General features: G+C 66.8%; 32 protein-coding genes and 1 pseudogene. 20 read left to right on the top strand and 13 right to left on the bottom strand.

Annotated features, from left to right (window positions below):
• Nucleotides 1-11 precede the first annotated feature (11 nt).
• From EGY25_RS16935 to EGY25_RS04440, 12 genes and pseudogenes are all read right to left on the bottom strand, one after another.
• A pseudogene (locus EGY25_RS16935) lies at nucleotides 12-155 on the bottom strand (helix-turn-helix domain-containing protein); the annotation flags it as partial.
• Between the two features lie 4 nt (nucleotides 156-159).
• On the bottom strand, nucleotides 160-438 hold the full coding sequence (locus EGY25_RS04480; protein WP_135193840.1) for a hypothetical protein: 279 nt from the start codon (nucleotides 436-438) through the stop codon (nucleotides 160-162).
• Nucleotides 435-887 carry a GNAT family N-acetyltransferase gene (locus tag EGY25_RS04475; RefSeq protein WP_167762483.1) on the bottom strand — a complete coding sequence of 151 codons (453 nt, stop codon included), beginning with the start codon at nucleotides 885-887 and terminating at the stop codon, nucleotides 435-437. The genes EGY25_RS04480 and EGY25_RS04475 overlap by 4 nt, the downstream gene beginning before the upstream one ends.
• The gene (locus EGY25_RS04470; RefSeq protein WP_135193838.1) at nucleotides 884-2,146 is read right to left on the bottom strand and encodes a hypothetical protein; all 1,263 of its coding nucleotides are present in this window, start codon (nucleotides 2,144-2,146) and stop codon (nucleotides 884-886) included. The genes EGY25_RS04475 and EGY25_RS04470 overlap by 4 nt, the downstream gene beginning before the upstream one ends.
• 55 nt (nucleotides 2,147-2,201) lie before the next feature.
• Nucleotides 2,202-2,363 carry a hypothetical protein gene (locus EGY25_RS16480; RefSeq protein WP_167762482.1) on the bottom strand — a complete coding sequence of 54 codons (162 nt, stop codon included), beginning with the start codon at nucleotides 2,361-2,363 and terminating at the stop codon, nucleotides 2,202-2,204.
• Complete coding sequence (locus tag EGY25_RS04465; protein ID WP_135193837.1) at nucleotides 2,363-2,827, bottom strand: TetR/AcrR family transcriptional regulator; 465 nt, start codon at nucleotides 2,825-2,827, stop codon at nucleotides 2,363-2,365. The genes EGY25_RS16480 and EGY25_RS04465 overlap by 1 nt, the downstream gene beginning before the upstream one ends.
• The gene (locus EGY25_RS04460; RefSeq protein WP_167762481.1) at nucleotides 2,824-3,369 is read right to left on the bottom strand and encodes a 3'-5' exonuclease; all 546 of its coding nucleotides are present in this window, start codon (nucleotides 3,367-3,369) and stop codon (nucleotides 2,824-2,826) included. The genes EGY25_RS04465 and EGY25_RS04460 overlap by 4 nt, the downstream gene beginning before the upstream one ends.
• A gap of 10 nt (nucleotides 3,370-3,379) precedes the next feature.
• Nucleotides 3,380-3,673 (bottom strand): hypothetical protein, encoded by a 294-nt coding sequence (locus EGY25_RS16475; RefSeq protein ID WP_167762480.1) that lies wholly within the window; start codon nucleotides 3,671-3,673, stop codon nucleotides 3,380-3,382.
• Nucleotides 3,674-3,780: 107 nt separating this feature from the next.
• A complete protein-coding gene (locus EGY25_RS16930; RefSeq protein ID WP_135194113.1) occupies nucleotides 3,781-4,140 on the bottom strand; it encodes a MucR family transcriptional regulator in 360 nt (119 codons plus the stop codon).
• A gap of 2,180 nt (nucleotides 4,141-6,320) precedes the next feature.
• Nucleotides 6,321-6,575 (bottom strand): hypothetical protein, encoded by a 255-nt coding sequence (locus tag EGY25_RS04450; RefSeq protein WP_135193835.1) that lies wholly within the window; start codon nucleotides 6,573-6,575, stop codon nucleotides 6,321-6,323.
• Nucleotides 6,572-6,949 (bottom strand): hypothetical protein, encoded by a 378-nt coding sequence (locus tag EGY25_RS04445; protein ID WP_135193834.1) that lies wholly within the window; start codon nucleotides 6,947-6,949, stop codon nucleotides 6,572-6,574. The genes EGY25_RS04450 and EGY25_RS04445 overlap by 4 nt, the downstream gene beginning before the upstream one ends.
• A complete protein-coding gene (locus EGY25_RS04440) occupies nucleotides 6,949-7,140 on the bottom strand; it encodes a hypothetical protein (RefSeq protein ID WP_135193833.1) in 192 nt (63 codons plus the stop codon). The genes EGY25_RS04445 and EGY25_RS04440 overlap by 1 nt, the downstream gene beginning before the upstream one ends.
• A 142-nt stretch (nucleotides 7,141-7,282) precedes the next feature.
• Here EGY25_RS04440 and EGY25_RS04435 point away from each other — a divergent pair, with 142 nt between their 5' ends.
• Complete coding sequence (locus EGY25_RS04435) at nucleotides 7,283-7,570, top strand: hypothetical protein (RefSeq protein ID WP_135193832.1); 288 nt, start codon at nucleotides 7,283-7,285, stop codon at nucleotides 7,568-7,570.
• Here the strand turns inward: EGY25_RS04435 and EGY25_RS04430 are convergent.
• Nucleotides 7,567-8,163, bottom strand: a complete 597-nt coding sequence (locus tag EGY25_RS04430; RefSeq protein ID WP_209307971.1) for a LexA family transcriptional regulator — start codon at nucleotides 8,161-8,163, stop codon at nucleotides 7,567-7,569. The two genes, EGY25_RS04435 and EGY25_RS04430, sit on opposite strands and share 4 nt — an antisense overlap.
• 97 nt (nucleotides 8,164-8,260) lie before the next feature.
• On the opposite strand from EGY25_RS04430, the gene EGY25_RS04425 reads away from it, so the two are divergent.
• The 19 genes from EGY25_RS04425 to EGY25_RS04345 all read left to right on the top strand — a co-directional run bounded on the left by EGY25_RS04425 (nucleotide 8,261) and on the right by EGY25_RS04345 (nucleotide 23,759).
• On the top strand, nucleotides 8,261-8,584 hold the full coding sequence (locus EGY25_RS04425) for a hypothetical protein (protein ID WP_135193830.1): 324 nt from the start codon (nucleotides 8,261-8,263) through the stop codon (nucleotides 8,582-8,584).
• Entirely contained in the window at nucleotides 8,581-8,952 is a 372-nt protein-coding gene (locus EGY25_RS04420; protein ID WP_135193829.1) for a hypothetical protein, read from the top strand. The genes EGY25_RS04425 and EGY25_RS04420 overlap by 4 nt, the downstream gene beginning before the upstream one ends.
• Nucleotide 8,953: 1 nt before the next feature.
• Nucleotides 8,954-9,166: a hypothetical protein gene (locus EGY25_RS04415; RefSeq protein ID WP_135193828.1), complete on the top strand. Its 213-nt coding sequence runs from the start codon at nucleotides 8,954-8,956 to the stop codon at nucleotides 9,164-9,166.
• Nucleotides 9,167-9,240: 74 nt separating this feature from the next.
• Nucleotides 9,241-9,411 carry a hypothetical protein gene (locus EGY25_RS16470; protein WP_167762478.1) on the top strand — a complete coding sequence of 57 codons (171 nt, stop codon included), beginning with the start codon at nucleotides 9,241-9,243 and terminating at the stop codon, nucleotides 9,409-9,411.
• Nucleotides 9,408-9,563, top strand: coding sequence for a hypothetical protein (locus EGY25_RS16465; RefSeq protein ID WP_167762477.1), 156 nt, complete (start codon nucleotides 9,408-9,410; stop codon nucleotides 9,561-9,563). The genes EGY25_RS16470 and EGY25_RS16465 overlap by 4 nt, the downstream gene beginning before the upstream one ends.
• 5 nt (nucleotides 9,564-9,568) lie before the next feature.
• Nucleotides 9,569-10,264, top strand: a complete 696-nt coding sequence (locus EGY25_RS04410; protein WP_245159365.1) for a hypothetical protein — start codon at nucleotides 9,569-9,571, stop codon at nucleotides 10,262-10,264.
• 29 nt (nucleotides 10,265-10,293) lie between these two features.
• The gene (locus EGY25_RS04405; RefSeq protein WP_135193826.1) at nucleotides 10,294-11,079 is read left to right on the top strand and encodes a hypothetical protein; all 786 of its coding nucleotides are present in this window, start codon (nucleotides 10,294-10,296) and stop codon (nucleotides 11,077-11,079) included.
• Nucleotides 11,076-12,281, top strand: a complete 1,206-nt coding sequence (locus EGY25_RS04400; RefSeq protein WP_135193825.1) for a DUF7146 domain-containing protein — start codon at nucleotides 11,076-11,078, stop codon at nucleotides 12,279-12,281. Before EGY25_RS04405 ends, EGY25_RS04400 begins: the two co-directional genes overlap by 4 nt.
• A complete protein-coding gene (locus EGY25_RS04395) occupies nucleotides 12,278-14,104 on the top strand; it encodes a hypothetical protein (RefSeq protein ID WP_135193824.1) in 1,827 nt (608 codons plus the stop codon). The genes EGY25_RS04400 and EGY25_RS04395 overlap by 4 nt, the downstream gene beginning before the upstream one ends.
• 213 nt (nucleotides 14,105-14,317) lie before the next feature.
• A complete protein-coding gene (locus EGY25_RS04390) occupies nucleotides 14,318-15,013 on the top strand; it encodes a hypothetical protein (RefSeq protein ID WP_135193823.1) in 696 nt (231 codons plus the stop codon).
• A gap of 264 nt (nucleotides 15,014-15,277) precedes the next feature.
• Nucleotides 15,278-15,934 carry a hypothetical protein gene (locus EGY25_RS04385; RefSeq protein WP_209307970.1) on the top strand — a complete coding sequence of 219 codons (657 nt, stop codon included), beginning with the start codon at nucleotides 15,278-15,280 and terminating at the stop codon, nucleotides 15,932-15,934.
• On the top strand, nucleotides 15,934-18,063 hold the full coding sequence (locus EGY25_RS04380) for a terminase gpA endonuclease subunit (protein ID WP_135193822.1): 2,130 nt from the start codon (nucleotides 15,934-15,936) through the stop codon (nucleotides 18,061-18,063). The genes EGY25_RS04385 and EGY25_RS04380 overlap by 1 nt, the downstream gene beginning before the upstream one ends.
• Entirely contained in the window at nucleotides 18,063-18,272 is a 210-nt protein-coding gene (locus EGY25_RS04375; RefSeq protein WP_135193821.1) for a phage head-tail joining protein, read from the top strand. Before EGY25_RS04380 ends, EGY25_RS04375 begins: the two co-directional genes overlap by 1 nt.
• 3 nt (nucleotides 18,273-18,275) lie before the next feature.
• Nucleotides 18,276-19,784, top strand: coding sequence for a phage portal protein (locus EGY25_RS04370; RefSeq protein ID WP_135193820.1), 1,509 nt, complete (start codon nucleotides 18,276-18,278; stop codon nucleotides 19,782-19,784).
• 16 nt (nucleotides 19,785-19,800) lie between these two features.
• Nucleotides 19,801-21,918, top strand: coding sequence for a prohead protease/major capsid protein fusion protein (locus EGY25_RS04365; protein WP_135193819.1), 2,118 nt, complete (start codon nucleotides 19,801-19,803; stop codon nucleotides 21,916-21,918).
• A 72-nt stretch (nucleotides 21,919-21,990) separates the two neighbouring features.
• Nucleotides 21,991-22,323, top strand: coding sequence for a DUF2190 family protein (locus EGY25_RS04360; protein ID WP_135193818.1), 333 nt, complete (start codon nucleotides 21,991-21,993; stop codon nucleotides 22,321-22,323).
• Between the two features lie 2 nt (nucleotides 22,324-22,325).
• Entirely contained in the window at nucleotides 22,326-22,637 is a 312-nt protein-coding gene (locus EGY25_RS04355; protein ID WP_135193817.1) for a head-tail joining protein, read from the top strand.
• Nucleotides 22,637-23,326 (top strand): DUF6441 family protein, encoded by a 690-nt coding sequence (locus EGY25_RS04350; protein WP_135193816.1) that lies wholly within the window; start codon nucleotides 22,637-22,639, stop codon nucleotides 23,324-23,326. The genes EGY25_RS04355 and EGY25_RS04350 overlap by 1 nt, the downstream gene beginning before the upstream one ends.
• 1 nt (nucleotide 23,327) lies before the next feature.
• On the top strand, nucleotides 23,328-23,759 hold the full coding sequence (locus tag EGY25_RS04345) for a hypothetical protein (RefSeq protein WP_135193815.1): 432 nt from the start codon (nucleotides 23,328-23,330) through the stop codon (nucleotides 23,757-23,759).
• The last annotated feature ends 25 nt before the right edge of the window (nucleotides 23,760-23,784 follow it).

Below are 23,784 nucleotides of genomic sequence, written 5' to 3'. Positions count from 1 at the left end.
GCCTCCAGATAGGCGTTGAGATCGTCGCGCCGGATGCGCCACGTGCTGCCGATCTTGCCGGCGCGCAAGGAACCACTCGCGATCAGACTCCGCAAGACATGCTCGCCAACCTGTAGTTCGGCGCAGGTCTGAGCGAAGGTCAGGACGGCCGTCATCGCGTCACCGCCGCCCCTGCCGATAGCCCATGTCAGCGAGCATCGCGGCGACCAGATTCCAGATGTGGAAGTCGTGGCGACGCCAGCCGCGCACCTCGCCGCGCTTGGACACCCGACCCTTGTCCAGGGCGGCGGTGTCGCGTCCGATGAAGGTCTCACCCTGGTAGTCGCCGAGGCGGGAGTTGGCGACGGTGGCGTGGCCGTCGTTGGCGATGTGCATGCGCGCCAGTTCGGTCTTGCGGCCGTCGATCGCGCTCCAGAGTTCGACGCGGACCACGATCATGGCCGGCCCTCCAGATCGGTGCGCGAGATCGGGAAGCTGTAGCCGAGGCTGTCCAGTTTACGGCCCAGCGCCTTGTGCATGGCGGCGCTGGCGGCGTTGTCGATGTGATGACCGGAGTCGATGTGTTCGACCTCGGCGTGGTTGGCTCGGATCTCGGAGACCAAAGCCTCGAACAGGGCGCGATAGGCGCCCTGACGGCGGAAGGTCGGCGCCGTGCCGCCCAGGCTGATGAAGGCGGCGCGGTTCCATTTGTTGAGGCGCCAGCAGATGACGCCCACGATCCGACCGTCCGCCGATGTGGCGACGGTGATCCGGTCATCCCAGTTGTGGGTCTGCGACCGCAGCAGCCCGCGCGAGGCGAGATCGGCAGCAAGCGCCATGGCCAACGGTTCTCCGTCGCTGCCGGCGAGCTGGGCCTCGTGAGTGATCGTCCAGCGAGCCTCGCTCATGAGGCGGCCTGTGGGGCAGTCGCTTTCAAGGCGGCGATGGCTTGGTCGATGATCCATTTGTCCTCGCCTAGCGCCTCGAACGAATAGCCGTGCAAGGGCGTGTCGCTGGCGTTCGTCTTCGAAATCCACCCTGCCATGTGCTGGATATGCGAGTTTGCGACCTCCAACGCGTTCGCTGCGGTGGCTTTCAGTTCGTTATGCCGGGCGAAGATCGTCGCCAGCTGGTCGGGGGTGAAACTGGTCACGCCGCGCACGCGAGCGGTGATCGTGTGCCGATCGATGTCCTTGCGCGCCTCGGCATCGGCGTCGCCCTCCCAGCCCGCTTCCTCGGACGCCGCGATCCAGGGGGCGGCGAAGGCGCGATGCAGGGCGGCGTCGTCCAGGGCGCGTCCGCGCGTGACCCAGCGGGCGAGTTCGCCAAGGCGGTCGCCGTCGATCCCGTCGGTGAAGCCCTCCAGGATGTCGCAAGCGATCCGCGCGCGGTAGGCGACGGCTGCGTCGCGAATAGCGACCTTATCCGCGAACCCTTGCCCTGCCCCCTCAGGCGCCTTGGCGCAGGGCGCAACCGATAGTCCGCCTTCGTTCGTAACATCGTCCGACGCCAGCAGGCCCTTCACCGCCTCGCGATGGATGGCGCAGAGGAAGTCGTAAACGGTCTCGTTGCCTTCGAAGGACGGCATGGCCAGAGCCGCCCCTTCCTGCAAAGCGCGCAGCGATCGGTGCGCACGATCGAGCCGCGCAGCACTGTCGTCCTCGGAATCCATGTCCGCGACGATGGCTTTCGTCATGGCGTCATAGTCGGTATCGTCCCAGAGAACGCCGAGGCCGCCGCATTCGCTACAGCCGCCGCCGGGCTGGCAGCGGAAGATGGAATTGAAGGGGTAGTCCTTCGCTGACACGTGGCCGTCCTCGCCTTCCTGGCACCCCGAACAAGGCTTCCAGAAACCGTCGCCCTCATCGATCACTTCGGCGATCTGAGTGGCGTGGTATTGCTCTCCATGAAACGGCAGCCAGCCCAGCACTTCGACGTCGGTTGATGCTTCCACCAGCAGGTCGTGGCTCCAACTCCAGCCGACGACCTGCCAACGATCCTCTTCGGTGTTGTCGGAGTTGTTGAAGCCGATGGTCCAACTTTCGCGGGCGTCTTCTAGAGGCGTCCAGCTTCCGTCTTTGGGATAGCGGACCCACAGGCGCAGCATCGTTCCGTTGCGCGCGGCCGTGGAAATGGGTCGGAACTCAGGCGTCGAGGTCGTGGTCACAGCAGGCGCTCCTTGCCGGTGAGGATGAGGATCAGGCGGTGGAAGAGGGTCAGGATCACGGGCGCGCCCCCGCCTCGATCAGTTCGGCGACCGTGATCTCGAACAGGTCGGCGAGGCGGCGCAGCGGGACGCCGGCGGTGCGGTAGGCGTTGATCCATGCGAGCAGTCGCGGGTGGCGATCGGGGATCGGGTCGAAGGTGCGAACGGCGTTCGTCATCACGCCCGCCCAGCCTTGCGATCTGCTTCGATCCGGGCTTCGCGTAGGGCGCTGGCCGGGCTGTCGCCCTTGCCGGTGACGCTGAGGCCGCCGTGGGTCGTGAGGTGGAAGTCGGGGCTGGTCAGGCTGGCGATATACTGGCCGCCCATCTTGCGCATGTTCCAGCCCCAGCCGGGGTGAAGCGCCTCGACCAGGGCGACTTCCTCCGCCAGCAGTTCGGACGGCGGCGGGCCGTCCATGACCAGGCGCCAGAGCGAGGCCTTGTCGGAGACGTGGCTGAACACCGCGCCCGTGGACATGCCCATGCGTTCGGCGATGTCGCGGATGCCGACGCCGAAATAGCCGACGTTCTCGAACAGGAAACGGCCCTCGGTCTTCAGCCTTGCGAGGCTGCGTTCCTTGGCCAGCTGGCGACGGTTCTTGGCCGGCGCGGCATCGGCGTCGATGACAGCGGCGGCGGTCATGCGGCGGCCCTCAAGGCGGCGAACAGGCGTCCGGCCCAGACCGCCTGGTGGCGGGCGTCGTCCAGGGCGTTGTGGTGGGTGCCGATGCGCAGCGGCTCTTCGGCCTGGGCGATATTCTTCAGGGTGCGGAAGCAGCGGCTGTTGTTGTAGGACCACGGCTGCATCTTCCGCGTGATGGCGTAGAGGTGGATCAGGATGGCCGGGTCAAAGTCCGCGCCGTTGCCCCACACCTTGACGCTGTGCAGATTGCCGTGGTCGCGCAGCCAGTCGGTGAAGGTGTCCAGCACCTCGCCCAGCCCCATCGGCGCCGTCTCGACGTCCGTCAGGATCTGGCGCGCCTCGGGGGATTGCCGGTCCCACCAGGCCGCCGTCTCGGGGTCTTCATGCAGCCCTAGGGCGCGGCACGATCCGATGTTGATGACGGCCTCGAACTGCTCGCCCAGGCGTCCGGTGATGGGGTCCCAGAAGACGGCGCCCAGAGAAAGGACAACGCAGCCGACGCGCGTGCCCTTGGTTTCCATGTCGATCATGACGTCGTTCATCGTCGGGGTCCTATCGGGTGGTGACGGGCTGGCCGTCCTCAGGCGTGGAGGGGCGGCGTCCGTCTTCCGGCGTGCGGGGCGGGATGACGGGCGGGGTCGGCTGGCCGGGAGAGGGCGAGTGGTCGAACGGTGGGTGCAGGGGCTTGCTGGCGTCGCGCGCATCCGGGTCCGCGCAACGATCGCAGATCACGATCGGACGCTCGATGCGATCAACGACAGGGCCGTCTGCGCCGCGAACGATCCGGCCATCCGGACCGCGCCGGACCTGCCTGATCCAACCTTCAGCGGCCGAGGCCTCGGTCACGTGCGGTATTTCTTCACGGGTGACCGCGTCGAGCACGACCAGTCGGGTCCAACGCTTAGGCGGCCCTCCGACCTTTGCGTGAGCGGGGCGTTCGGGGCGAAGGGGCATCAGTTCGACCCTCCGCCAAGACCCATCTTCGCCGCCAGTTCAGCGCGGTTGCGGGCGAAGTTGGGGGCCTGCATCGGATAGTCCGAGGGCAATCCCCAACGGGCGATGTAGTCCTCGGGGCTGAGGTCGTAGCGGGTGCGGAGGTGGCGCTTCAGCGACTTGAAGCGACGACCGTCCTCCAGGCAGACCAGATAGTCCGGCTGGATCGACTTGCGGATCGGCACGGCCGGATTGTCGGGCGCCGACACCTCCGAAAGGTCGATGTCCGTCGTCAGCGGAGGGGCCGCGTCGCCGCCGAACACGACGCGGCAGGCCCATGCGACCAGCATGCCGATGGCGCGGGACCGGTCGTCCGGCATGGTGCGATCGATGTCGATGAAGGCGAGGGCTTCGACCTTGCCGTTGACCAGAGCGGTCAGGCCGCCGTCGCCGTCCTCTTCGAACGGGCCGGTGACGCCCAGCCGCCGCATCAGGTCCATGGCCGCCGCTTCGTCCGGCTCTTCGTCGTCGTTGTGGTAGAAGGTCTGGACCTCGCCCAGCAGGGCGATATCCGCCGCGACGGCGTCAGCGTCTCGACCGAAGTCGTCGCGGCCGTCGTCTGCGTCTTGCTCGTCATGCTGGGCGGCCTGGGGCGCAGAGGCGGGGCGGGACTCGGTCTCCAGCCATCCGGTGAAATAGTCCTGCCCCTCGGGCGGGAGAAGCGAGCCCGTGACGGGCTGAAGCGCGACGCCCTGGCTGAGCATGTTGGGTGGGAGGTAATCGGCCAGGAAGGCGACACCCTTGTCGGTCAGGGTGGCCAGGGTCGGTTGGCCATGCTTCTGATGCACGACCCGGATCAGCCCGGCCTTGGTCAGTTCGGCGAAAGCGGGGTCGGTCCAGTAAGCCCCGATCGGCGCGCCGTATCGCGCCCAGGCGCCGGGAAGATCGGATGACGACAGCGGGCGCTCGGGGTCGTGTTCGCCGCCGGTCGGCTTGGGCGCAAGCTTGATCTTGATGGTCAGTTCCACCAGAGCGAGGCGCGCCATGGCGGTCAGTTCGGCGGGTTGATCAGGGGCGGGCGCGGTTGGGGCTGATCCGCCGCTATTGGCGGCGGGCGTCGGGTCGATGCCCGCCGCGCGACGGGCTTCGGCGGCCCGGCTGGCGTTGTGGTAATCGACGCCGTTGACGACGTAGGCACCTGCGGGAGTCGGGTCAGCGAGCCAATCTGCGATCGCCACAGGAACCTTGCCGTTCTTATTCCTCGTGATTCCTTCGGCTATGGCGTCGATGCCCGCCATCAAGGCTGTCCGCCGATCTGGATAGACCGACGTGGCGCGGCTGACCCCGGTCAGGTGGACGTGATTGCCGATGTCCGAAAGGCTGTATCCAGCTGCTGAAACCCACGCCTCGACCCCCACGAGTTTGGCGATTTGAATCTGGGCCTGGGGGTAGGTCTCGTAGGTGTATGGCGAGGGGCGCGATCGGGGGAGGCAGAGGACTTCGAAGGTCTCCGCCTCGGTGGCGGCTTCGATCTGGACGAAGCCGCCGACCTCGACCAAGTCTGGCGCGACATCGCCAACCGTCCTGTCGGGCGCGCGAGGATCGAAACGGCGGAGATACGGCTGGCCCGCGACAAAGGTGCAAAGCGGGGCTAGGCGCGCTGCCTCCGGGTCCGCCCAGGCATCAAACATCGGCAGTTGATCGGGATCGGCCTCGACCGGCTTGCGGTCGCGGACACTGTTGCGCAGGTCGTCCCATGATCCGGAGCGCAGGTAGTCGGAGATCGCGTCGGGCGTGGCCTCGCGGGCGATCTTCAGCTTGTCCTGGACGTCCTTGGCGCCGTTCTTCTTCGTTTCGCTGGCGCGGCCGGTGCGGCGGGCGATCTCGGCGCCGCTCCAGCCGGTCTTCTCCTTAAGCTTCAGCAGCTGCTGGGCGTCTTCCCACGGCGACAGGTCCTCGCGCGCGCCGTTCTCGACGATGGTGATCAGGATGGCGGTGGCTTCGTCCGCCTCGCGCTCCACGAAGGGCAGGCCGTCGGCGAGGGCGGCGGGCATGGCGGCGTCGCCGAGGGCGCGGCGCATCAGGTCGTCGCCGTGCAGGCCTGCAAGGATGCTGGACCCGAACCAGCGCCGCTCGCCGGCGAGCAGCATGCGAACGCCGTTCGCGTCGGGCGGGGTCAGGGTGGCGGGGACGATGACGTCGCCGAAGCCCAGGATTTCCTCGGCCATCGCCAAGCCCGAGATTTCGGTGATGCCGCGGTTGCTGGGGTTACGCCGGATCTTGTCGAGAGGCCAGCGCGGGGCGGGGCTGGCGTCGCCGCTGTCGGAGGCAAGGCCTTCGGCGACGTCGATGCCGTGCAGGACCTGACGTCCGAGATCGGTGAGGGTGGGGCGCTCGGCCTCGGGACGCAGGATCAGGCCTTCGCTTTCGAGGGCCTTCATCGTCTTGCGCAGGTTGGACGGGTCGCGTCCGAACTCGGTCGCCAGGGCGGTGTGGGACTCGATCGGGTCGTCGCCGGCGATGCGGCGCAGCACGTCGGCATGGGTGAATGCGGTCGCGGTCACTGCGCGTTCTCCAGTTCGAACTGGGCCGCGTCGGGCGCGGGCATCCAGAGTTTGAGGCGGTTGGGGTAGGGGGCGGGCGACGCGCGACCGGCGAGGACGGTCAGGTCGGCGACGGTGGCGTCGGCGAGGGCGGCCATGCGGCGGGCATGTTCGCGGGCGCGGGGCGCGGCGTTGTTGCGGATGACCAGACGGCGCTGGCGCTCGGCCTCGGCCTTGGCCCAGCCGATCTGGCGGATCAGGCGCGGGGTCATGACTTGCGGCGCTTCAGATTGGCCGCGCCGACGGCGATGACGGCGTCGATGAAGGCGTCCAGGTCCATGCCGTAGACCAGTCCGACGCGGCGTCCGCCGATCATCAGGTGGAAGGCCTCGGGGTCGGGATCGCCGGGGAAGACGGCGTCGAACTCGGCGTCCAGCGCGCCGGGGAAGACGCCAAGGGTGCGAGCGGCCTTGCGCACGACATCCGCAGGGGCCGGGCCGTGGGGCGCGTCGAGGATTTCGAGGCGGCTGGAGGCGCAGACGCCGGGGTTGAAGTCGATCAGGACGGACGGGCTGTTCAGCTGCTCCGACAACGACAGGAAGCGTTCGGCGGCAGGCTGAAGCGTGCGGACGGCGGCGGCGGCCATTACAGGCCGGCCTGTGTCAGGGCAGTCAGGAAGGCGACGACGACCGTGCCCCAGACCAGAACCCAGAGGCTGTCGCGCACCAGGCGCAGCACCGGCAGGATCAGCGGCGTCACGATCGGGCGCGACTTCCCCCATTCGACACCCGCCCACGGGGCGGGGTAGTGGAAGGGCTCTGAAGTTTGACGTTCCATCATCATGCTCCGTCGCCGCATCGGTGCGGCGTCAGGGCATAGTCAGACATCATGTCATGACGTTATGTCAATACAGATTGTCAGGCGTAGAACGTCGTCATGCGCGCTAATCTTGCGCAAAGGCTGTGAGGGCGGGCTCAAGATGATCGATGAAAAAGACTTGGAGATCGCCCGCCTAAGAGGGCAGCTGGAAGCGCGCCAAGCGCATCAGGCGTCAAAGGGCGGCGCCGCCGTTGGGACGCTGAAGGTGCTGGCGACGCTGGCGGCGGTAGTCGTTGGCGGCTTGGTGCTGCTGGTTGCGATAGGCAACGCCCTGCCCGACCAGACGCCGACGCCGGAAGAGCGGGCAGCAGCTATCGAGCGCCGCTGCGGCAGTTCGCAGGCCTGCGTGTGGCGTGAGTTAGAGCGGGACGCTCGCCGCTATAACTAATTTCTTCCGACGACCGTGTGGATGGCTTCGATCTGATCGATGCCGACATGAATGTCCTGGTCCGGGTTCAGCTGGTGCAGTGTGATCGTCTTGTGATCACGCCCCACATAGCGCTTAAGCAGGCCTTCGCCTTCCTTGGTCACGACGACGCAATCCTGATCGCGTGAAGGCCAACGGTTCGGCGCCAGGTAGACCATCTCGCCCGGCTCGTATCGAGGCGACATGCTGATGTCGTTGACTTCCAGCGCGAACGCTTCTCGCACGTGCTGTTGGGCGGGGTGCATGGGCACATAACCTCTCAGGTTCTGCTCCGCGAGGGTCAGGCGTCCTTCTGACGCTGCACCTACGTAGCCGTAGAGAGGAATCATATTGGGTCCAGCCACGACGATTCCGGACGTAGGCGCTTGCGACTGGACGCCAGCCTCGCCCAACCACTGATCGATCTTGATCCGTTCGTGATACTGGATGCGGCGCTTGCCGTTGAAGATCCGGTTGACCTGCGAACTGTCGAGGCCCAGCAGCCGGCCGAGATCGGCGCGGGTCTTGCCCTGTTCGGACATTCGGTCGGCGATATGCGTTAGGTCAGCATCCATACGGTGGATATCTGACAGAACGTCATGACGTCGTCGTTGACGTTGATCTCGAATCACGGGCTTTGTCTGTCCTGACAAAATGTCAGGACGATATGTCATGCCCGAACCCGGTTGTCACGCCCTAGCTTCCACCGCCTCGACAGAGAGCGCCAAGGACGCACGCGACCTGATCCTGCGCATCCTGCTGGTGCGCCGCATTTCCCGCTGGTGCGAAGTCAGCGAATCCGCCGTCCATCAGTGGCTTCATCGCGGCACTGAGCAAGCGCCGGTTCCCGTGGCGCGGGTTCCGGTGATCGCAGGCAACGCCGCCGCCGAAGGCCTGGACTTCGACGTCGGGCTGTTGTGGCCGGCGATGGCGGGAACGCCCGCCGCCGCGTTCAAGACCATCGTCGCGAACGCCGTTCGCGAGCCTGCGCAATGACGCCGAGGCATCGCTATCGCGGCGTCGGGGCGCGCAAGGTCAAGGCGCCGATCGTGCCGTCGGAAACCCACGTCAAGCAATGGCGTAAGCTGGTCGCCAAGGCGCGCGCGGTAGCGGATGCGCCGCTGTCGGACGCGGTCGGCTTTGTCCAGGCGGCGGAGAAGGCGGGAAGCTGCGTCGCGCCGGTCGGGCATCGCGGCGAGAGCAGCCCCTTCATGAAGCTGGTTCGGCTGGGCAAGCGGTTCCTGCTGCTGACCGGCGTGCAGCGGCAGGAAGAGGCCGAGCAGATCGGCGAGTGGGCCGAGGCGATCTCGCAGGCCCTCGACACTCTGGGGCAGCCCGCCGCTCACCCCTACGCCGGGGACTGACATGGCTCCGCGCGTCATCGGCCCTCAGCATCCCGTTCCGTCCGGTCCGCCTGCGGTCAAGGGTCCACACCCCGGCGACGCCGCCGGTGAAGCCTTCGTGCGCGACTATGTGATGGCCGGGCGTCGCCGCCGCGTCAGCTGGCAGAACCTGGCGCGTCAGCTGGGCCGCGCGGAAAGCGACCTGCGGAGCGACTATCAGGGCCTGTTCGGCTGATGCGCGCGCGGGACGCAAAGGTTCGGGGTTGTCTGTTTAAGTCGCGGTTCAGCGACGAAGCGACGGCGCGCGCGGTGGCGATGCATATGCTGTCGTCGGGCATCATCACAACCAAGCGGGCGTGGGTCTATCAATGCGGTCCCGAATGCCGGGGCTGGCACATCACCTCGTCGTCCAGCGGCAACTATCGCGCCGCCTCGGTGCGGGCGGACAATCCGTGGGTCGCGCCGGAGTTTCCGGCATGACGATGCGCCTGACCGGACCGTCAGCAGGGGGGGGCACGGCGCAACTGCGCGCCTGGCTGGAATATGTGGCGCAGACGGCCATCGACTGGCTGGACCTGCTGGACCGCCCGACCGAGGACCTGGAAGACGACGAGACGGAGACGCCGTCGTGACCGGCATGATCTTCGATGCGCCGGGTTCGCCGCGCAATGCGCGGGCCGTGATGGCGCACCGCGATCCCGACGCAGACGACGTCGATTTCTTCCCCACGGCGCCCTGGGGCGCGCGGGCGGGCGGCGAGATCATCCGCCTGTTCGATCCCACGGCCCGGACGTGCTGGGAGCCGGCGTGCGGACCGGGGATGATGGTCCATGGCCTGCGGGACTATTTCGACATCGTCCACGCCTCGGACGCCTATCTGTATGACGGCAACGTCATCCACGACTTCGTCGGCGACGCCCCCAGCCCCTATGCCGCCGACTGGATCGTCACCAATCCCCCGTTCGCCCCGTGCGAGGCCTTCATCCGCCGTGCCTATGCCGAGGCGCGGCGGGGCGTGGCCATGCTGCTGCGGACGGGCGTGCTGGAAGGGCAGGGGCGTCACCGGCTGTTGTATGCCGACTGCCCCCTGACGGCCATCGCGCCGTTCAGCGAACGCCTGCCGATCCTGAGGGGTCGGTATGATCCGGAGACGTCGTCGGCCGCCTTCTACAGCTGGTTCATCTGGGTGAAGCCGGCGCTGCGCCCGCAACGGTTCATGGCGCGGGTCGGCGGCGTCTATCGCCCCGCCGTGGTCGATATCGCGCCGGGCGCACGGGCGCGTCTGTTCCGCCAGAGCGACCTCCAGTTCGCGGTCTCAGGCGGCGTGTCGTGAGCCGTCATAGTCCGATCATGGAGGCGAGGATGGTCAGCGTCAGCGGCCGCATCGTTGACGATGTTATCGCACAGCTCCGGGCCGCGTCGAACTTCACTGATCCTGAGCGAGTGGCTGTCTCCAAACACATCGTCATACTCGACGACCGAGAAAACCTGGACGGCAGCCTCGCCGATCTGGAAGGCGTGAAGGAGAGGTTCAGCGAGCGCCGCTGTAAAGGTGACTCGAAAACTGCTCGTCCCTCCAGGCATGATGTCGACAACCCGTGTCCACTCGAAATTGTCGGGAATACGGACTTCAGGCTCATCGATGTCGCCGACAGGGACGTTGAGAACTCCCATCCGTCGGACATTCAGGGCGGGTGTCGATCCGAAGTTCTTGTAACGGTAGAGGACGCGCACAGGACGCCCTTCGATCACGGGGTCCACGAAAGTCTCCAAGATGCCGAGATAGGCGCGAAGCTCTCGCTTCGCGGTGTTCTGCTGATCTCGAAGGGCGTCCTGAGTGACCCTGACGGACCTCGCGGTGAGGGCGATTGTCAAGAACAGTCCGACTGTGCCGAACACGGTCAGGACGACTTGCAGTTTCGTGAGGTCGGCCATGCGGTCGGCCGCCACGCGCATGCCGATCTGCGCCTGGAGGTCTGCAACCTCTCGCGCCTTCTGCTCCGCTGTAGGGGCGGCCTTGGCCTGTCCACAAAGCGCCAAGCCGAGAACAGCGGCCGCGATCAGTCGTTTCATAAGTCCCTCCGTCGGGCCGTAAAGCACAACCCGACGCTGAATGCGAACGGCGTTCGCATCGGGGCAGCGGCATGACCGAGTCGATGTTCGACATTGCCAAGCGCGAGGTCAGTCTGGACGCCGTGGCGGGCCGGTATGTGAAGCTGCGCGGGCCGGACAATAATCGGCGCGGGGCCTGTCCCTGGTGCTTCCCCAAGCGGGCGCTGGCGGGCGGCGGATCGACGTTCCAGGCCAAGCTGGGCAAGCGGACGTGGCGGACCTTCTGCTGCGGCAAGTTCGGCGACGTGGTCGATCTGTATTGCGATATGGAGCGGGTCACACCCGTCGAGGCGGTGCGCGATCTGGTCGGGTCCAGCGCCCTGCCTGCGCCCAAGCCGCGACAGCAGCCGGCGTCGCCGGAGGTGGTCGAGGGGCCGTCGCTGGCGGATCGGATCGCCATCGACCTGTGGAAGACGGCCCAGCCGTTCGCCGGATCGCTGGGTGAGAAATATCTGCTGGGGCGCGGCATCGCGCCGGAAGTGGTCAAGGCCGCGTCGGGGAATCTGCGGTTTCACCCGCGCGCCCAGCGGTGCTGGGACGACGTGAAGCGGCGGTGGATCTTCGCGCCCGCCATGCTGCTGCTGGTCGTGGTGTGGGACATGGACAAGATGCGCGCCGTGGCGACGGGCGGCATCCACGCCACCTATCTGACGCCCCAGGGCAAGAAGGCCGTAGGCGAGGACGCCAAGCGGATGTGGGGGCCGCAACAGCGTGACGGCCGTCCGGGCGGGGCATGGCTGATCGGGCCGGGCTGCGACGGCGTGGATGGTCCGGAAACGGCGACGGCGGAGGGGGCGGAGAACGCCCTGTCGCTGGCCTCGCTGGAGTTTCGGCGCAGCGGCCGGATCATCCGCACCTGCGCCGCCCTGTCGCTGGGCCGGCTGCAAGGCGGGGTGTTGCGCGACAACGAAGGGCGGATCGACCCGTATGATCCGCAGCCCGATCCGAAGGTCCCGGCCTTCGTCTGGCCCGGCCTGGGCGCCGTGCTGATCGGCATCGATCGCGACATGAAGCCGGTCCAGGTCAAGGCGGTGACGCCGCGCGGCCGGACCTCCCATTACTGGCTGGAAGCGGAGGCGAGGGCGCGACTGTGCGCGCGCCTGGCCTGCGCCGCCTGGACCGCCGTCGGCGCGACGCCCCGGCCCGTCTGGCCCAGCAAGAACTCCGATCTGAACGATGACCTGCGACGCGTGATGGCGCTGTCGGGTCAACCCCTCAAGTCCAAGCGTGCCGCATGACCGAAGCCGAACCGATCGACTATCTGGGCCAAGCTCCCGACGACAGCGAAAAGATGCTGGGGGCGTTTCCTAACCCGGACGTGACGATGTCGCCCGTCGTGCCTCTGGGGTTCGACGGCGGGCGGGTGATCTTCGCCATGCCGGAAGGCGAGATCCGCAAAGAGATCGCCGCCAAGATCGGCGGCATGCTGAGAACCGACATCTTCGCCTGTCAGGCGGGGCAGTCGTTCCTGTCCTACTGGCGCGACAAGGACGACAAGTTCCAGCGCGAGCTGGCGGCCGTGTGGTTTAACCGGGCCTGCCGCGACGCCGGCAAGTGGGATGCGAACCGGCCGATGCGGTCGCTGGGCGTCTGGCCCGGCGGCGACGGCGGCGTGGTGCTGCATCGGGGCGAAGAGATCATCCTTTATCGGTATGACGGCACGACCGTCAGCCGCACGATCGCAGAGGCGCTGAAGGTCAAGCGCGGGCCGCTGTATCAGCTGCGCCCCCCGGCCCCCGAGGCGGGAGAGCCTTTGTCCAGGCGGCATGGCCGATGGATCAGGCGTCAGCTGGACTGGTGGCGGTTCGAGGCGATCGGCGACGACGGTCTGACCGGGGCGGATGTGGTCGCCGGATGGCTGATGGCGTCGCTGCTGGGGGCGGCGGCGCCGTTCCGGGGGCACGTGCTGATGCATGCGCTTCAGGGGTCCGGCAAGACGACCTTTCTGGAGTTCTGCCACGGGCTGTTGTCGGCGCTGGCGGGGGACATCGTGTCCAGCTTCTCAGAGGCCGGGTTCCGGGCGGATGTCTCGGGCATGGCGCGGCCGCAGCTGGTGGACGAAGCCGAGGCGGGCGGGTCGGACGGGCCGGGCGCAGTCGAGCAGGTGCTGAACCTGCTGAGGCTGATGACCACGGGGGCGGGCGCACGACGGGTCCAGAGCGACAGCGCCGGCGGGACGATGACCCAGACGGCCGTCGGCTGCGTGATGATGGTGGCGATCACGCCCGCGAAGATGGATGCGGCCCTGGCCTCGCGCGTGGCGGAGTTGCGGTTGATGCCGCTGACCGGGACGGACCTCGCGCCCAACGCGCCCCAGCCCCGGCTGGCCAGCCGGCGACAGCTGGGACGGATCATCCGCCATTCGCAGCGCCTGGCCCCGCATCTGCTGGGGCGGGCGCTGACGCATGCGGGGCGGTATCGCGACGATGTCGCCTCGATCGTGACGGCGCTGGTCGAGCAGGGCGAGGAACCGCGCAACGCCGATCTGATCGCCATGCTGGCGGCCGGGCGGCGGCTGCTGCTGGAGGATGAGCCGCTGACGGCGGCGACGGCCGTGCTGGAGGCGGCGCGGTGGCGTCCGCTGCTGGAGCATCGTCAGGCCCGCGAGGTGGTGACCAATGTGGGGGCCGAGGCGCTGGCGCACCTGATGGGCTGGGACAGTCGTCAGCATCGGGGGGACCGCCACGTCACCCTGGGCGAGGTGATCAAGACCCACGTCATCGACCGCACCTGGCAGGACGAGGTGCTGAAGGCGCACGGGCTGAGGATTTTCGAAGGGGACGCCAAGGACGGGCGATCCGGGCCGTGGCTGCTGGTCTGCAACAATCACCCGGTGCTGGACCGCATCTATGGGAAGACTCGCTGGGGCGACTATCGCACCGCGCTGGAATACCTCGACGCCATGGGGCCGGAATACCGGACCTGGGCCGCCAAGCCGCTGTCGTTCGGCGTGGGGATCAAGCAGCGCTCGCTGGCCATCCCCCTTACCCCCTGGATGGAGAAGGCCTCTCGGCGTTCCGAGGGCGTTCCGTCAAGCGTTCCGGGTGAAGTCTATGAATAGGCTGCGGAAAGAGACGGTCGGAACGGTCGGAACGGTCGGAACGCCTAAATGGACTCCCCGGCGAGCGCACAGGCAGGCAGGCACACGACGCCACAGGTGCGTTCCATGCGTTCCATGCGTTCCCTCTCTCTCTAATCTTAAGACAATCAATAAGTTAAATAGGAACATGCGCCGGAACGCCGTGGAACGGTCGCTCTGGCAGGGGGGCGGCGCATGTCTGTGATGTCCAATCGCCAGCGCAGGCTGGCCCGCAAGGCCGCACGCCAAGCCGAAGCCGCCCGTCCGCAGGTCGAGGCCGTGGTCGAACAGGCCGTGGTCATCAGCGACATCGTCGATGGCGACGTGATCGGCGCGGCGTATCTGCGGGAGGAAGCCGCCGCCAAGGCCGCCGTCCAGGACGCCGAACGCGAGGCCGTTTCGCAGGGGGAGAAGCTGACGGCGGCGGACCGTCGCGACATCCGCGCCGAATACGGCGTCTCACGGCTGACGGGGAAGGATGCGCCCGCCGCCTATCGGATGCGCAGCCGCGACGGGCTGACCTCGGCAAAGGACACCGGCGTCATCACCGTCGCCCTGCACAAGGCCGGGCTGGCCTACCGCCTGTGCTTCGAGGCGCAGGCGGGCGGGCTGAAGTCCGCACTGGCCAACGCCGGGATGATCGGCGGCGGACGGTCGGCGGCCGAAGGGCTGGCGATGCGCAGCCCGGCCGCTCTCCAGCAGGCCTACCTGATGGGTCGGCTGCGCGGGATGGAGGGTGGGTTGTCTGAGCGCGAACTGTTCGTGGTCCGTGCAGTGGCAGGCGAGGGGCGCACCGCCCGGTCGTTGGGCGGCGGGGGTAGCACCCGGCAGGCCAACCTGACGGCTCTGGTCAGCGGTCTGACCAAGGTGGTCTGGGCGCTGGGCTGGTGATCGTCCAAGGGGGCTTGCGAATCAGGGGCCACTAAGTTCACAAAACACCTACCGCTTGAACTGCGCCAATGACCCGCCCGACACCTACGTCGAGGCGGGTTTTTCGTGGCCGCATCCCCGAAAAGCTGAACCCGATCAGTCGCTTCACCGGCCTGACCGGCCGCGCCCCCACCCCGACGGGTCCTTTCCAGGGGGCCGGTCCCTATACGGTGGGGCTGAGCGCTTTCTGTGCGTGGTTCACACCGTTTCAGGATTTTGAACTCCGTGAACACGCCCCGCCTGATGACTCAGACGGAGTTTGCCAAGCACCGTGGTGTGGGGCGCTCTGCCGTCTCCAACTACAAAACCAAGGGCCTGCTCGTGTTCGGCGAAGGCGAGGACGGCTCGGTCCTGGTGGACGTGGCGCGGACTGAGGCCCGGCTGAACGCCAAGGTCGATCCGACGCGCGGTCGTCCGACGACATCGCAGGTCGGCGGTGGGCAGGACGCTCTGCCGCTGGAGCAGGCTGCGCCCGCGTCGGCTGTGTCGCACCAGATGCGGGATGTCGCCAACGTCCGCACCGATCTGGTTCGGCAACAGGTCATCGAAAAACAGATGGCCAACGCCCGGAGGGCTGGGGAGTTGGTGGCGGTCGCGGAATATGAAAAACGCGCCACCGAACTGGGCCGGGTGGTGCGAGAGCGCATGCAGTCGATGCTCCGCACGATGTCGGAGCGGTTCGCCGCCGAAAAGGACCCTCGTCAGATCGTTTCGGTCGGCGCGCTGGAGATCGACCGCATCTTCACCGAACTGGCGGACCAGGCGGAGGCGGGGACGCTGTCGGTGGATGACCAACTGGAAGCCGAACTGGCGGCGGAGGTGGCGGCGCAGGACGAAGCGGACGATGAGGGCGGCGAGGTCGAACTGGCTGAGGCCGGCTGATGGCGTTCGATTACACGGCCTTCGGCGATACGGGCGAGGTTATGAAGGCGAACGCCGTTCGTCTCGACCGCGCCACTGCGCAAGGTCTGCGTCCGCCGGCGCGGCTGACCGTGTCGGAATGGGCGGAGAGGTATCGCCGGTTCAGCGAGGACGCGCCGATCCCCGGCGCCTGGCGGCACGAAAACGCGCCTTACCTCGTCGAAATCATGGACGCGCTGTCCACCCACGATCCCTGCGAGGAAGTGGACATCATCAAATGCTCGCAGTCGGGCGGCACGGCGGCCATCGAGAACTGGCTCGGCTATGTCGCGGATCTCGCGCCCGGCCCGCTGCTGTTCGTCCAGTCCACGCTGAAGGCGGCGCTGGAGTGGGCGACGGAGAAGTTCTGGCCAATGGTCGAGGCGTCGCCTCGGCTGGGGCATCGCCGCGACGGCGTGATCAAGCCACAGGGCGGCGCGGACGGGGGCGGATCGACCAAATACCGGTTCAACTTCATGCGGTCGTCCAGCTACATCGCGCTGGCTGGCGGGAACTCCGGTCCGTCCCTTCGTCAGCGAACGGTTCGGTATGCGGTCGAGGACGATCTCGATCAGTTCCCGGACGATGTCGATCGGCAAGGGTCGCCTGAGGCGATGGTGGACAGCCGTCTCAAGGTCTACCGCAATCGGGGTATGTCCAAGCGGGCGAAGATTTCGACGCCCACGATCAAGGGGTCGAGCAAGATCGCTGCGGCCCACGCGCTGTCGGATCGGCGCGAGTTCTTCTTCGTCTGCCCTCACTGCGCATCGCGGTTCCGCATCGGCTGGGAGCCGGAGGCGGACGGCCAGCGGGACATTCACTGGCCGGACGGCAAGCCGGAGGAAGCCTATCTGGTCCCGCGTTGCTGCGGGTCGCCTGTCGAGCATTGGCAGAAAAAAGCGGGAATGGTCCGCATCGACGGCTGGCTCTCCGTCGAGATCGACGGCGAGGCCACGCCGACACACATGGACGAGGCGAGCTTCCAGGCCTTGCGGGCGCGGATGCCGCTAAGCCGCCGTCGCGGCTTCAACATCCACGGGATGCTGACCTACTTCCAGACCTGGGCCGACATGGCGGTCGAGTGGGAGGACGCCCAGGGCGATCAGAACAAGCTCAAGGGCTGGACGATGCTGACGCTGGGCGCGCCGTTCGAGTTGCGCGGCACGGCTCCGGATCATGAGCTGCTGAAGGAACTGAAGGAACAGGACTGGGGCTTTGAACGCGCGCCTGTCGGCGTCGTTGTGGTGACCCAGGCCTCCGACGTGCAGGGCGACGGCATCTACACCGAACGGGTCGGATGGGGGCCTAACGCCGAAAGCTGGCAGTTGGGCGCGCGGTTCATACCGGGAGCTACGGATGTCGAGGGCGAAGGCGCCTGGCGTGATCTGGACGCCTATTCTCGCCGTCTGGTCGAGTATCCTGGCGGCAAGGCCTACCCGATCGATCAGGAAATGGTCGATGCGGGTTACAACACTAAGGCGGTCGAGGCCTATTGCGCCATGCGGCCCAACCGGACCGCTGTGTTCGGCCGGGCGGGGTGGCGACTGCCGGTCCTGGGGCGCGGCGAGAACCTGCGATACGAACAGCAGGGCAGCCGCACCGGCTATGCGTCCAAACGGTCCGAGGACAAGGCCTATCTCGTCGGCGTCGATGGGGTGAAGCTGACCTGGTATGGCTATCTGCGCGCCACGCTGAAGGCGGCGCAGGCCTTGGCCAAGGGTGAGCAGCCCGATCAGACGCGCGGCCTGGTCCACTTCTCGAAAGACACGCCCGACGACTGGTTCGAAATGGTCACGGCCGAGGCCATCGTCGTCGAGATTGTGAACAGCTGGCCCAAGAAGAAATGGGCGCCGCTGCCGGGGCGGCAGAACCACTATCTCGACTGCCGCGTCTACAACTTCGCCGCAGCCGAAAAGCTTATGCTGGATACGCTGACGGAACAGGACTGGGCCGCGTTGCGGGCCGAACGCTATGCGCCGCGCGATCCCAACCAGGGCGACTTGCTTTCGATGATGACGGGCGTCGCGGCGCCGTCTGCCTCGCCGCCTTCACCTCAACCTGAACCGGCGGCCCAGCCGTCGTTCGTCGATGCCGGGGAGGATTATCTCTGATGCCAGCGCCTGATTACGCCGTCGAGATCGCCGCCCTGGAGGCTGCAGCTGCGTCGGGCGAACTGCGTGTCGAGTCGGACGGTGACAGCGTCACCTACCGAAACACGTCGGATTTGCTGAAGATGCTGGACTACTTCAGGACCAAGGCGTCCGTCGTGTCCGTGACGCCGCCGTCGCTGGCCACCTTCGCCGTTTTCTGCGGAGACTGACCGATGAACTTTGGCAAGATGATCGACAGCGCCGTCGCCCTGGTTGACCCCGAGGCCGGCGCAAAGCGCATGGCGGCCCGGATCTCGGTCGAGGCGATCCGGGGATACGACGTCGCCAAGTCGGGGCGCGGCACGAAAGGCTGGAACCGCCCGCGAACTAGCGCTGACGTGGAAAATCAGCGTGCAGTTTCGATTACAGCCGCCTCTGCTCGGGACCTCGTCCGCAACAACAAATACGCCTCAACGGGCGTCCGGCAGATGGTGGCGTCGGCCTGGGGCGACGGTATTGCGCCGATGATGCTGCACCCCGACAAGGCCGTTCAGCGGGTCGCGCAGGACGACTGGGACCGCTGGGCGGAGAGCCCGATCAGCGGTCAGCAGGATTTCTACGGCCATGGCAAGTTGTCGGTGCGCGGCGCCTATGTGGACGGAAACAGCCTGACGGTCTGGCGTCCTGACGATAACGGACCGGATGGCCGGTTGCTGGGGCGGACCGGGGAGCATCTGGACACCGCCAAGACCGAGACAGCCGCGAACGGCGTTCGCATCATCCAGGGTGTCGAACTGGACGAAGATGATCGGCGTCTGGCCTACCACCTGTTCCGCGATCATCCGTCGAGCCTGCTCTATTCCACAGCCCTGACATCGGAGCGGATCGACGCCCAGCACGTCGACCACATGTTCGAACCGCTCGAACACGGTCAGACGATCGGAATTTCACGGCTGGCCTCGGTTGCGCTGACCTTGCGGGACATCGCTGATGTCGAGGACGCCAAACGGCTTCAGGAAAAGGTCGCGGCCTGTGTCGCCCTGATCCTGAAGCGCAAGGAAGGTCAGGCTCGGTCGCCGCTTTCCGCCAAGTCGGCGAATGAGGTCGATCATCGCGGCCCCGACCTTCAGACCGTGCGGCCGGGCATGATCCTGGACCTTGGCGAAGGGGGCGAGGCCACGGGGTTCACGCCCGCGCCGTCGTCGAACGGGGTCGAGTTCATTCGCCAGCAACTGGGCGCCGTCTCTGCCGCGATGGTGCCCTATCACGTCATGACGGGGGACGTGTCCCAAGCCAACTACTCAGGGCTGCGCGCCTCATTCCTGGGACAATGGGCGCTGCTGGACGATGACCAGCAGAACATGATCATCCCTCAACTGTGCCTGCCGGCGGTTCGCCGTCGTCGTCGCCTGCTGGCGCTCCGGACGGGTGATCGTCGGTTCCTGGATGTGCGCCAGACCTGGGCGCTGCCGGTGCGGCGTCAGGCCGATCCGATCAAGGATCTGATGGCCGAGGTGATCGAAATCCGTTCCGGGCTGAAGCTGCTGGCCCGATCCCTGGCGGAGCGCGGCATCAACAGTGATGAGCACATGCTCCAGATCAACGCCATGAACGTCATGATCGACGAACTGGGCCTGGCGCTGGAAACCGATCCGCGCCGCCTGACCGACTCCGGCGTCCTGCAACAGGCGACCGGCTATCTGCTGCCGAAAGGGCAGCAAGCCCAAGGCCTCGCGGCCTAGCACTCAAGGAAACCTCATGAAGATGACCGCTGTAACGGCGGCGGCGCTTCTCGCCGTCCAGCCGATGATGACGCGTGATGCCGATGCCGGCGTCGAGACGCGTAACGCCCCGCCTGCGACGCGGCAGGTGCGCGACGCCGCCTTCCGGCCTGCGACCTATGACGCTTCAGCGCGGACCGTCGAACTGGTCCTGTCGGTCGGTGCGCCGGTTTCGCGCTGCGGCTTCGTCGAAGAGCTGGAAATCACGGCGGCGGCCATCGATCTGGGTCGGGTGGGGCGGGGCGTTGTTCCGCTGCTCAACACCCACTCGCGCTGGTCGATAGGCGACATCCTAGGGACCGTCGTCAGCGCGCGCGTTGAAAGCGTCGATGGCGTTCCGGCTTTGGTCGCGACGGCGAGGTTTGCCGACACGCCGGCCGGTCGAGAGGCCGAGGGCATGGTCCAGCGCGGCGAGTTGCGCGGCGTGTCCATCGGTTACGACGTCAAAGTCTGGACGGTCGTCCAGATCGAAGAAGAGACGGGCATCCACACCTGGCGCGCGACCGCCTGGGAGTTGCTGGAAGCCAGCCTCGTTCCCGTTCCCGCAGATCCGAGCGCCGGGGTGCGTTCTGCGGCCAATCCCAACCCCGCAACCCCAAGCCCTGGCGCTACCGCCAACTCCGAAGAGGATGAAGACATGAGACGTTCCCTGATTGGCGGTATGGCCGCCCTGGCGTTCGGTGCGGCTGCTGCCGTTCTGGACCCCAACGCTGCTGAGCGCGGGTTGCCGCCTGCGCCTGCTCCGACCGATCCTGCGCAAGCAGCTGCTTCCGCAACTGGTGAGCGTGCTGCGCCGATCACCCCGGCCGCGTCGGCCGCGTCGGCTGCGTCCGGCGTTCGCGCCTTCTCCGGCGTTGAGGCGGTCGAGTTCGTCGACTTGGCCCGGTCGCTGGGCGTTGATGCTCGCGCCTCCGAACTGGTGACGCAGAACGGACGTGGCGAGATCGGGCCTGAGGCCGCGCGTGATGCTCTGCTGCGCGCTGCTGCCGAACGTCAGCGGACGGAAACCGCCTCGGTGGCGTCCGGCGCTGCCGCCCGAGCTGGCGACAACGAACAGGTCCGCACGCAAGGTCTGGTCGTTGAAGCGCTGGTGGCTCGGGCGACGCACACTCAGCCCAGCGAGGGCGCGCGTCAGTTCATGCACACCCCCATGCTGGAACTTGCCGCCGAACGCGCCGGCCTTCCCCGCACCGAGCGCGATCCGCACACCATCCTGCGTGCGGCTCACACCACGTCGGATTTCCCGATCATCCTGGAGTCGGTCGGTCAGCGCATCGTCCAGCGTCGCTATGAGGTTCGACCGGCGACCTATCAGGCGATCTCGCGCCGTCGCGACCTGCGCGATTTCCGCCCGACCAAGCTGCTGACCGTCGGCGATTTCCCGACCCTGCTTCCCTACCAGGAAGACGGGGAGATCAAGTCGGGCACGATCAACGAGGGCAAGGAGTCCGTGGTTCTCGGCTCCTATGGCCGTATCGTCCGCATCACGCGTCAGATGATCGTCAACGACGATCTGGGTGTGTTCGATGAAGTCTTCGGCACGATCGGCCGGACGGTTCGCAACTTCGAGAACGCGACGGCCTGGGCGGTCAAGAACCTGAACGCCGGACTCGGTCCGAAGATGTCGGACGGCAAGACCTTCTTCCACGCTGATCACGGAAACCTCGCCGCCTCGGGCGCTGCTCCCACGATCGCGTCGCTGGGCGCTGCTCGCGCCAAGATGATGGTTCAGAAGGATATCGACGGCAACATCATGAACCTGATGCCCTCGACCTTCTTGGTCGGCGCGGATCTGCTGACGGTGGCGGAGCAGCTGACGTCGTCGATCCAGCCTGTCGTGCAGGGCGAGGTCAATCCGCTGGCTGGTCGCCTGACGCCCGTCGGTGAAGGGTCGATGGTCGGCAATGCGTGGGAACTCTACGCGGACCCGAACGAAGCCGCCGCCTGGAACTATGGCTATCTCGCCTCGTCGCCTGGTCCGCGCGTCATGACCGAAGAGCAGTTCAACACCGACGGCATGAGCATGCGCGTCACGCTGGACTACTACTTCGGCGGCGCTGACCCCCACGCCGCTTTCCGCAACCCCGGCGCCTAAGCGCCCTCCGATCAGCGGGGCCGGTTCGTCCGGTCCCGCTGTTTTCGTCGTTTCAGCAAAGGACGTATCGACATGCGTAATCATTTCCAACCGGGCAACGCCCTGGACTTCGTCGCCCCCGCTGGCGGGGTGGCGTCAGGCAAGACCGTCAAGAAAGGCGGCCTGATCCACGTGCCGTCCACCACGGCCGCCGAGGGCGTCGCCTATTCGGGCGATATCCAGGGCGTCTTCATCGCGGACGCTGCGACCAGCCAGGCCTGGGTCCAGGGCGACACCCTGTATTGGGACGACACCGGCAAGGTCTGGACCAAGACGGCGACCAACAACAGCAAGGGCGGCATCGCCGCCTATGACAAGCTGGCCGCTGAAGCTCTGGGCAAGGTCCTGCTGGTTCCGACCATCTGACCATGATGTCGTTCGCCGGGCGCGTGGCGCGCATGCAGGATGCGGTGTTCCAAACGCTCGGCGAGGACGCGGACTGGGCCGGGTTTCCCGATCCCGTCCGCGTTCGCTACCGCGAGTTCGATGCGGTCGAGGGGTTTGGCGGCAGTCAGGTCCTAGTCGCCGATCGGGTGATTATGGTTCGTCGTTCCGAGATCCAGTCTCCCGTTGATGGCGATCTGGTCGTCTTGGTCGCCAGCGGCCGTCGCTTTCGGGTGACGGGTGATCCGAAGATCGACCGCAAGGGCCGCTGGGTCTGTGTGGTGGCGGAAGAGTGATGCGCCACAGCGTAGGCGGTCGCGAGAGCCTGGACGGACTGGCGCGCGGCACGGAAGACGAGATCGCAGGCTTCGTCACCGGCGCGATCCGTGAGGGCGCCAATGAGCTGAAACAGGACTGGCGCGATCAGGTCATGGACGCCGGGCTTGGCGAGCGGCTGTCGCGCACGATCCGCAATGAAGTTTATCCTCGGGCGCAGAATAGTCTGGACGCTGCAGGCCTGATCTGGACGACGGCGCCCGAGATCATCGACAGCTACGCGCGGGGCGCGACAATTCGGCCGGTGAATGGCGCGCGTTACCTCTGGATTCCCACGGACGACGTGCCGAAGAAACGGCAGGGCAACCGGCTGTCTCCCCAAGAGGTCGAGGCGCGGTTCAATCGTCAGCTGGTTGTCATCAATCCCGGCCATCACCGCCTCAAATCGACGCCGTCGCGTGTCGGTCGAGGCGTCGGTTTTGCCGGCTTCACCGGCCTAGTCGTGCGGCGGGCCTCAAGTCGCTGGCGCAACGCCTCGGCCAATCAACGCACCAAGGGGCATCGGTCGTATCGCGAAAGCTCGCAGGCCTTCGTCGTCATGTTCACTCTCGTTCCGCTGGTCCGGGTGTCCAAGCGGCTGGATCTCGATGCGCTGGCGACGGCGGCAGACGCCAGATACCCCGCTCTGTTGAGCAAGCACTGGAGATAGGATGTCCAGTCACCGCGAACAGGTCGTCGTCGCGTTGGTCGCGGCGCTCAAGGCCGCTCTTCCCAACGCTGAAGTCGAGCGCGACGCGCCCTGGCCAACGCGGTCAAGTCCGGGCGGTCTGATCATCGTCCGGGACGGCGATCCGGGGCAACCGGAACAGACCTTTTCGCCCTCCGCCTTCACCTATCAGCACCCCATCCCCGTCGAGTTTTTCAGCCCGGACGGCGCGGGGGATCGTCATGCCTTGCTGGACGCCATGCTGATCACGGCCGGCGCAGCCATCGTGGCGGATCGCAGCCTGGGCGGGCTTTGCAACTGGCTGGAGGCCACGGCCCCCGCGCCTGAGGACATCGTCTCGTCCGGCTCCCAGCCCTTGCGAGCGGCCGTCGTCAACATTGTCGCCGAATACACCACCTCGAACCCGCTCGCCTGAGGCTTTGGCCCAGCGGCATCTTTCA

Origin of the sequence: Brevundimonas intermedia (assembly GCF_004614235.1) — a bacterium.
GTDB classification, from domain to species: domain Bacteria; phylum Pseudomonadota; class Alphaproteobacteria; order Caulobacterales; family Caulobacteraceae; genus Brevundimonas; species Brevundimonas intermedia_A.
This window is presented reverse-complemented; position numbering and strand designations above follow the sequence as displayed.

Bases quoted from the DNA above. Each gene is read 5' to 3' on its own strand.
- EGY25_RS04475 (WP_167762483.1), bottom strand. From the start codon at position 887: ATGAGCGAGGCTCGCTGGACGATCACTCACGAGGCCCAGCTCGCCGGC.
- EGY25_RS04375 (WP_135193821.1), top strand. From the start codon at position 18,063: ATGCCAGCGCCTGATTACGCCGTCGAGATCGCCGCCCTGGAGGCTGCA.
- EGY25_RS04460 (WP_167762481.1), bottom strand. From the start codon at position 3,369: ATGAACGACGTCATGATCGACATGGAAACCAAGGGCACGCGCGTCGGC.
- EGY25_RS04410 (WP_245159365.1), top strand. From the start codon at position 9,569: ATGATCTTCGATGCGCCGGGTTCGCCGCGCAATGCGCGGGCCGTGATG.
- EGY25_RS04400 (WP_135193825.1), top strand. From the start codon at position 11,076: ATGACCGAGTCGATGTTCGACATTGCCAAGCGCGAGGTCAGTCTGGAC.
- EGY25_RS04395 (WP_135193824.1), top strand. From the start codon at position 12,278: ATGACCGAAGCCGAACCGATCGACTATCTGGGCCAAGCTCCCGACGAC.
- EGY25_RS04435 (WP_135193832.1), top strand. From the start codon at position 7,283: ATGATCGATGAAAAAGACTTGGAGATCGCCCGCCTAAGAGGGCAGCTG.
- EGY25_RS04440 (WP_135193833.1), bottom strand. From the start codon at position 7,140: ATGGAACGTCAAACTTCAGAGCCCTTCCACTACCCCGCCCCGTGGGCG.
- EGY25_RS04390 (WP_135193823.1), top strand. From the start codon at position 14,318: ATGTCTGTGATGTCCAATCGCCAGCGCAGGCTGGCCCGCAAGGCCGCA.
- EGY25_RS04465 (WP_135193837.1), bottom strand. From the start codon at position 2,827: ATGACCGCCGCCGCTGTCATCGACGCCGATGCCGCGCCGGCCAAGAAC.
- EGY25_RS04355 (WP_135193817.1), top strand. From the start codon at position 22,326: ATGATGTCGTTCGCCGGGCGCGTGGCGCGCATGCAGGATGCGGTGTTC.
- EGY25_RS04405 (WP_135193826.1), top strand. From the start codon at position 10,294: ATGGTCAGCGTCAGCGGCCGCATCGTTGACGATGTTATCGCACAGCTC.
- EGY25_RS04370 (WP_135193820.1), top strand. From the start codon at position 18,276: ATGAACTTTGGCAAGATGATCGACAGCGCCGTCGCCCTGGTTGACCCC.
- EGY25_RS04430 (WP_209307971.1), bottom strand. From the start codon at position 8,163: ATGGATGCTGACCTAACGCATATCGCCGACCGAATGTCCGAACAGGGC.
- EGY25_RS04360 (WP_135193818.1), top strand. From the start codon at position 21,991: ATGCGTAATCATTTCCAACCGGGCAACGCCCTGGACTTCGTCGCCCCC.
- EGY25_RS04345 (WP_135193815.1), top strand. From the start codon at position 23,328: ATGTCCAGTCACCGCGAACAGGTCGTCGTCGCGTTGGTCGCGGCGCTC.
- EGY25_RS16480 (WP_167762482.1), bottom strand. From the start codon at position 2,363: ATGACGAACGCCGTTCGCACCTTCGACCCGATCCCCGATCGCCACCCG.
- EGY25_RS04445 (WP_135193834.1), bottom strand. From the start codon at position 6,949: ATGGCCGCCGCCGCCGTCCGCACGCTTCAGCCTGCCGCCGAACGCTTC.
- EGY25_RS04420 (WP_135193829.1), top strand. From the start codon at position 8,581: ATGACGCCGAGGCATCGCTATCGCGGCGTCGGGGCGCGCAAGGTCAAG.
- EGY25_RS04450 (WP_135193835.1), bottom strand. From the start codon at position 6,575: ATGACCCCGCGCCTGATCCGCCAGATCGGCTGGGCCAAGGCCGAGGCC.
- EGY25_RS04380 (WP_135193822.1), top strand. From the start codon at position 15,934: ATGGCGTTCGATTACACGGCCTTCGGCGATACGGGCGAGGTTATGAAG.
- EGY25_RS04365 (WP_135193819.1), top strand. From the start codon at position 19,801: ATGAAGATGACCGCTGTAACGGCGGCGGCGCTTCTCGCCGTCCAGCCG.
- EGY25_RS04415 (WP_135193828.1), top strand. From the start codon at position 8,954: ATGGCTCCGCGCGTCATCGGCCCTCAGCATCCCGTTCCGTCCGGTCCG.
- EGY25_RS16465 (WP_167762477.1), top strand. From the start codon at position 9,408: ATGACGATGCGCCTGACCGGACCGTCAGCAGGGGGGGGCACGGCGCAA.
- EGY25_RS04425 (WP_135193830.1), top strand. From the start codon at position 8,261: ATGCCCGAACCCGGTTGTCACGCCCTAGCTTCCACCGCCTCGACAGAG.
- EGY25_RS16930 (WP_135194113.1), bottom strand. From the start codon at position 4,140: ATGCCGGACGACCGGTCCCGCGCCATCGGCATGCTGGTCGCATGGGCC.
- EGY25_RS04350 (WP_135193816.1), top strand. From the start codon at position 22,637: ATGCGCCACAGCGTAGGCGGTCGCGAGAGCCTGGACGGACTGGCGCGC.
- EGY25_RS04480 (WP_135193840.1), bottom strand. From the start codon at position 438: ATGATCGTGGTCCGCGTCGAACTCTGGAGCGCGATCGACGGCCGCAAG.